The 6,671-nt window shown below is 36.4% G+C and carries 5 protein-coding genes; 2 read left to right on the top strand and 3 right to left on the bottom strand.

All coding sequences use genetic code 11. From position 1 onward, the window contains the following. Positions 1–231: 231 nt before the first annotated feature. Together groL and groES are read right to left on the bottom strand one after the other, a co-directional pair. Complete coding sequence (groL, locus tag BFS35_RS13615; protein ID WP_099580868.1) at positions 232–1,854, bottom strand: chaperonin GroEL; 1,623 nt, start codon at positions 1,852–1,854, stop codon at positions 232–234. 53 nt (positions 1,855–1,907) lie between these two features. Continuing rightward, positions 1,908–2,195: a co-chaperone GroES gene (groES, locus tag BFS35_RS13610; protein WP_099580867.1), complete on the bottom strand. Its 288-nt coding sequence runs from the start codon at positions 2,193–2,195 to the stop codon at positions 1,908–1,910. A gap of 216 nt (positions 2,196–2,411) precedes the next feature. Here groES and mroQ point away from each other — a divergent pair, with 216 nt between their 5' ends. Next, positions 2,412–3,179, top strand: coding sequence for an intramembrane glutamic endopeptidase MroQ (gene mroQ, locus BFS35_RS13605; protein WP_099580865.1), 768 nt, complete (start codon positions 2,412–2,414; stop codon positions 3,177–3,179). Positions 3,180–3,294: 115 nt separating this feature from the next. Here the strand turns inward: mroQ and BFS35_RS13600 are convergent, their stop codons facing one another. Then, the gene (locus BFS35_RS13600) at positions 3,295–4,737 is read right to left on the bottom strand and encodes a phosphate--AMP phosphotransferase (RefSeq protein ID WP_099580863.1); all 1,443 of its coding nucleotides are present in this window, start codon (positions 4,735–4,737) and stop codon (positions 3,295–3,297) included. 131 nt (positions 4,738–4,868) lie between these two features. Here BFS35_RS13600 and BFS35_RS13595 point away from each other — a divergent pair, with 131 nt between their 5' ends. After that, entirely contained in the window at positions 4,869–6,563 is a 1,695-nt protein-coding gene (locus tag BFS35_RS13595) for a M3 family oligoendopeptidase (protein ID WP_099580861.1), read from the top strand. The last annotated feature ends 108 nt before the right edge of the window (positions 6,564–6,671 follow it).

Genomic DNA, 6,671 nt, shown 5'->3' with positions numbered 1-6,671 from the left:
CCGGATAGTCCAAGTATCCGGAAATGTTGCCACCTATCACACCATTTTTATCCCCATCTTTTCCGGATAGTCCAAGTATCCGGAAATGTTGCCACCTATCACACCATTTTTATCCCCATCTTTTCCGGATAGTCCAAGTATCCGGAAAAGTCTACCCTAAATATCTAAACATCATCACAAAAAAATTCCGGATACGCTATGTATCCGGAATCTATAAAATCTATTATTAAATTACATCATCCCTGGCATGCCGCCCATACCCATATCAGGCATAGCTGGTGCTGGTTCAGGTAATTCTGCTACAACAGCTTCAGTTGTTAAGAACATTGCTGCTACTGATGCTGCATTTTGTAAAGCTGATCTTGTAACTTTCGTAGGGTCAACGATACCTGCTTCAATCATGTTTACCCACTCATCAGTTGCTGCGTTATATCCAACACCTGTTTCAGCGTGTTTGATCTTCTCAACAATTACTGATCCTTCTAAACCAGCATTAATCGCGATTTGACGAATTGGTGCTTCTAATGCTTTTAATACAATTTTAACACCTGTTGCAACATCACCTGTTGCTTCAATTGCTGCGACTTTATTGTAGATAGATACAAGCGCTGTACCACCACCTGCAACGATACCTTCTTCTACTGCTGCACGTGTTGAGTTTAATGCATCTTCAATACGTAATTTACGTTCTTTTAATTCTGTTTCAGTTGCAGCACCAACTTTAATCACTGCAACGCCACCTGCTAATTTCGCTAAGCGTTCTTGTAATTTCTCTTTATCAAATTCAGATGTTGTTTCTTCGATTTGTGCTTTTAATTGTCCTACACGTGCGTCGATATTTGATGCATCCCCGCGTCCTTCAACGATTGTTGTATCGTCTTTAGTAACGTGAACTTTCGCTGCATTACCTAACATATCAACTGTTGCATCTTTTAAGTCTAATCCTAAGTCGTCAGTAATGACTTGACCACCTGTAAGGATTGCTAAATCTTCTAACATCGCTTTACGACGGTCACCAAATCCTGGCGCTTTCACAGCTACTGCAGTGAATGTACCACGTAATCTGTTTAATACGATGTTTGTTAATGCATCGCCATCAACGTCTTCAGCTACGATTAAGATCGGACGTGATGTTTGAACGATTTGTTCTAATAACGGTAAGATATCCTGGAATGAAGAAATCTTCTTATCTGTAATTAAGATGTATGGATTTTCTAAATCAGCGATCATCTTATCAGAATCTGTCACCATATAAGGTGAAGCATATCCACGGTCGAATTGCATACCTTCTACTACTTCTAATTCTGTTTTAAATCCTTTAGATTCTTCGATAGTGATAACGCCGTCGTTACCAACTTTCTCCATCGCTTCAGAGATGAATTGACCGATTTCTTCGTCAGCTGCTGAAATTGCTCCAACTTGTGCAATTTCTTCTTTGCTTGATACTTCTTTTGAAATTGCTGCTAATTCTTCTAACGCCACTGCTACCGCTTTATCAATACCTTGGCGGATTCCTACAGGGTTTGCACCACTTGTAACATTCTTTAATCCTTCTTGAATCATTGCCTGCGCAAGTACTGTTGCTGTAGTAGTACCGTCACCTGCGATTTCGTTTGTTTTATTCGCAACTTCAGCGACTAATTTTGCCCCCATGTTTTCGTATGGGTCTTCTAATTCAATTTCTTTTGCGATTGTTACACCATCATTTGTAATTAAAGGTGCTACAAACTTTTTATCTAAAACTACGTTACGACCTTTTGGCCCTAAAGTAACTTTAACTGCGTCAGCTAATTTATCTACACCTGCAAGCATTGAGCGTCTTGCATCTTCAGAAAACTTAATTTCTTTAACCATTATCAAATTCCTCCATTGATTTTATATTATAGAATGTATTTATTATAATTTGATTATTCTTCGATAATCGCGATGATATCTTCTTCTTTTAATACGATGTACTTCTCGTCTCCAGCTTTCACTTCAGTACCACCGAATGGTTCATAAACTACACGGTCACCTACAGCTACCTGGATATCAATTCTTTCACCATTCTCAAGGATACGGCCTGTGCCAACTGCAATGACTGTACCTTCGTTTGACTTTTCTTTTGCAGAATCAGTTAAGACGATTCCACTTGCAGTAGTTTGTTCTCTTTCAGTTTTTTCGATTACAACACGATTTCCGTATGGTTTTAACACGATAATTTCCTCCTTGAAAAATAAAATTCATATTTTTTAGCACTCTATACGCTTAAGTGCTAATATAATTTTATAATAATCAAAGAAGGTCAAGAATGCAAATATTTTAATTGGATTTTTAATATTATTTTTATTCGGTTCGATTGAGTTTTTATTACTACCAATTTATTGTACAATGTATGAAGTATTCAAATTTGAAGGAGAATTAAAATTTACATGAAACGTATATGGATCAACGTGCTTACTGTCTTAATTTACATCGGCTCACAGTTTTTCGTCTTAATTCCTAATATTTATTTTATGAAACAAGGTTTAAGCGAGTCAGATGCATTCTTAAAATCTATACCTTATTATGTAGCTTCTTTTATTGTTGCTTCTATTTTAGTTATATTTATCAACACACGTATTAAAAATAAAACAAAGTTAGAACGTCTTCCAAAGTCTGATACATTGGCTACAATCGGCTGGATTGTCGGTGGATTCTTTATCTCACTGTTTGCTCAGATGATCTTCGGTATGATTAACACATATATTTTACATCAGCCACTGGAAAGTCAGAATACTAAAAATATCATGGATATCGCTAAAGCTGCACCAGTCTTTATTATTTTAATTGCAATCGTTGGTCCAATTCTAGAGGAATTCGTCTTTAGAAAAGTCATTTTCGGTGAACTATATGAAGTGATTAAAGGTCCTCGCTGGCTTGCTTTTACCATTGCTTTATTAATTAGTGGATTTATCTTCTCAGCAGCACATAATGACTTCGACCATACGTTAATCTATATGGGGATGTCGTTAGTGTTCAGTAGTTTATATGTTTTAACGAATCGTATCATTGTACCGATTGCCGCGCATATGTTGATGAATGCTTTTGTTGTAATCATGCAGGTCGTGTTTGCAGATAAAGTAGAGGAAGCACAGGAACAATTAAAGCAAACGACACAATTCATTGCTCCAATTATAAAATCATATTTAAATCTATAAAGAAACACCGAGTGGTCGGATTACGTAATAATTCGACCACTCGGTGTTGTTTTTTATTTCAAAAAGTATGTGAGTGGTCGAAATACCTATTATTTCGACCACTCACTCAATTTCATTACCACAATTTCTTAACGCCCCATAGACGCTCTTCACAAGCTGTAATAATCGTCTTCAACGCTTTAATACGTGCTGCACGTTTATTATTCGCAGGGATAATTACCCATGGTGCATCGTCCGTTGATGTTTTATCAATCATATCTTTACTCGCTTCAAGATATAGATCCCACTTCTCACGATTGCGCCAGTCTTCATCGGTAATCTTCCACTGCTTCTCAGGTGTAACCTGGCGTTCTTCAAAACGCTTTAACTGTTCATCTTTATCTAATACTAAGAAGAATTTAATAACGATTGATCCTTCAATTGTTAAAGCACGTTCAAATTTATTAATTTCATCATACGCACGTTGCCATTCATCAGTAGATGCAAATCCTTCCACTCGCTCAACTAGAACACGGCCATACCAGCTTCTATCAAATATTTCGATATGACCAGAACGTGGTACGTCTGTTGCAAAGCGCCATAAGTAATGATAACTCAGCTCCGTTTCAGTCGGGGCACTAATCGCGTTCACTTCATAGCCAGTAGGATCAAGACTTTCACGTACGCGTTTAATGTTCCCGCCTTTACCTGCTGCATCCATACCTTCATATACAAGCATCATCGGTATTTTCTCTTGATATAATGCATATTGTAATTCACGAATTCTGTTCTGTAGTTTTGGTAATAGTTCTTTATATTCCGCTTTTGACATATCATCTGATGTATCGTCAAACATATCTGTCGAGAAGTTTTCAGTGAATGCTCCGTCTACTGTTCGATTTTCTGTCTTTTTCTTTTTCTCTTTTAAAGCTTTCTCTAAACGTTTAATAATCGTTTCGTACATTTCATTCGCTGCTTTACCACGTTCTGTATAATCGATATGTGTCCAAGGTGAAATCTCCTCAGTCGCCTTCATTAAATCGATCATACCTTCCTGATAATCTTTCGTCGGAATGCCTGTTTCATATTCCTGTGCTTTCCATCGTGTTAAAGGATTTTTCTTCGTTTGCTGAATATGTTCAAGTCTCTTCTGCTCATTGACTGATAAATAGAATTTAATAATTTCATAGCCATCTTCTTTAAGCATCGATTCAAAGCCCACTATTTCCTGCGTTAATAAATCATAGTCTTTAATAATGTCTTTTTTCAGTTCATGAATTTCATAATCTAACTTCTGTGCATACCAGCTTCTGAAGAATAATGTTACGCCACCTTTATTCGGAATATTCTTCCAGTAAGGATATAAGAACGGATAACGTAATAACTCACTGTCTGGGCGTTGCGTCGCATAGAAGTTTGTATACTTTGCATCAAGTGTTAATAATAATTCGTTAGATAATCTTGATTTCCCTGATGCTGGAATACCTTCAAAGACTACCATTACCGGGATTCCCGCTTCATGTGTCTGTCTTACAAGTTCTGCTGTTTTGAGTGCTAAAGCTTCATCTACCTTTGTCATATTCATCCCCCTAATCTCATACATTAATTATACCATCTGAACAATAATAAATATATTCCTTATTCTGTATGTTTAGAGTATTATAAGAATAGTAAGAAAAATTAGATAATACATAGATAAGGAGCATATTAATGACTACTTTCAATGACTACAAATATGTGAGACCCGATTTAACAGATGCAAAGGAACAGTTTACACAGTTATACACTGAATTTGATCAGGCACAATCTGTAGAAGAACAGATACAAGTGATTGATAAGATCAACGCTTTACGTAACAAGATTGATTCAATGTTTAATCTGGCTTATGTCCGTGCATCAATTAATACTAAAGATGAATTCTACGAAAAAGAACGTGATTTCTTCGATGATAACAACGGTGAAATCGTCTATTTCGAATCACTTTATTACAATGCTTTAAACAGAAGTCAGTTCAAAGAGGAATTGAAGTCTGTTTATGGAGAGCAACTATTTGATTTAGCTGAACTTTATGTGAAACAGTTCGACGAATCTATTAAAGATCTATTAAATAAAGAGAATAAGATTGCGTCAGAGTACTCAAAACTTGTGGCTTCAGCTGAAATTGAGTACAAAGGTGAAACGTATACTTTTGCTCAAATGGGTAAATTCCTTGAGTCTAGCGACCGTGAAGAACGTAAATCTGCTACTCTTGCTGTGCAAAATTATCGTGCAGGATTAATGAATCAATATGATGATATTTATGACCGCTTAGTTAAAGTGCGTCACGAAATCGCAGTGAAACTAGGTTTTGATAACTTCATCGAGCTTGGATATGTGCGTATGCGTCGCGTTGATTATACACCTGATATGGTACAAAACTATCGCGAGCAAATTAAAACGCATGTTGTGCCACTTGCACAAAAATTATATCAGGCACAAGCTGAACGTATCGGCGTTGATCGTTTAAAAGTTTATGATGAACCGATTTTATTTACAGATGGTAATGAGTCTCCAAAAGATGATGCTCAGACGATTTTAGAAAATGGTCGTAAGATGTATCGTGAATTAAGTCCTGAAACAGATGAATTCTATCAGTTTATGATGGAGCGTGAACTCTTTGATGTGGAAGCGAAAAAAGGTAAACAGGCAGGTGGTTATTGTACATTTATCGATGATTACAAATCACCGTTCATCTTCTCTAACTTTAACGGCACAGACCATGATATCACGGTTTTAACACATGAAGCAGGACATGCCTTCCAGGTATATCGCTCTCGCGAACTCAGTGTGCCTGATTATTTATGGCCGACACATGAATCATGTGAAATTCATTCAATGAGCATGGAGTTCTTCACTTACAAATGGATGGATTTATTCTTTAACAATGCGGATAAATTTAAATATAAACATATCGGAGATGCGATTCAGTTCCTTCCTTATGGTGTTGCTGTGGATGAGTTCCAGCATATTGTCTATGGTAATCCTGAAATGACACCGAAAGAACGACGTGAGGCATGGCAATCTCTAGAAGCAAAATACTTACCGCATAAAGATTATGATGGTATTGCGCCGCTTATCGATGGTGCATTATGGCATAGACAAGGACATATATTCGAATCTCCATTCTATTATATCGATTACACTTTAGCTCAAGTATGTGCCTTCCAATTCTTTAAACGTTCAAGTGAAGATTTTGAAAATGCGTGGAAAGATTATCTGCATATATGTGATATTGGCGGATCTCTGCCATTCAATAAAATTGTAGAAGCTGCGCACTTAAAATCACCATTTAAAGATGGAACATTGAAAGATGTGATGATTTTCCTTGAGAACTATCTAGATCAGATTGATACTTCTAAATTTTAATACGTAAAAATGGTTCTATAATAAAACGGACTGATGAAAAGATACAAATCTTTTCTTCAGCCCGTTTTTTGATTTTTTGGATATAAAAAGGACGCAATTATCTCTATA

Origin of the sequence: Macrococcoides goetzii (assembly GCF_002742385.2) — a bacterium.
GTDB lineage: Bacteria > Bacillota > Bacilli > Staphylococcales > Staphylococcaceae > Macrococcoides > Macrococcoides goetzii.
The sequence above is the reverse complement of the archived record's forward strand: the minus strand, read 5'-3'. Positions and strand labels throughout refer to the sequence as shown.

Bases quoted from the DNA above. Each gene is read 5' to 3' on its own strand.
- groL (WP_099580868.1), bottom strand. From the start codon at position 1,854: ATGGTTAAAGAAATTAAGTTTTCTGAAGATGCAAGACGCTCAATGCTT.
- mroQ (WP_099580865.1), top strand. From the start codon at position 2,412: ATGAAACGTATATGGATCAACGTGCTTACTGTCTTAATTTACATCGGC.
- BFS35_RS13600 (WP_099580863.1), bottom strand. From the start codon at position 4,737: ATGACAAAGGTAGATGAAGCTTTAGCACTCAAAACAGCAGAACTTGTA.
- BFS35_RS13595 (WP_099580861.1), top strand. From the start codon at position 4,869: ATGACTACTTTCAATGACTACAAATATGTGAGACCCGATTTAACAGAT.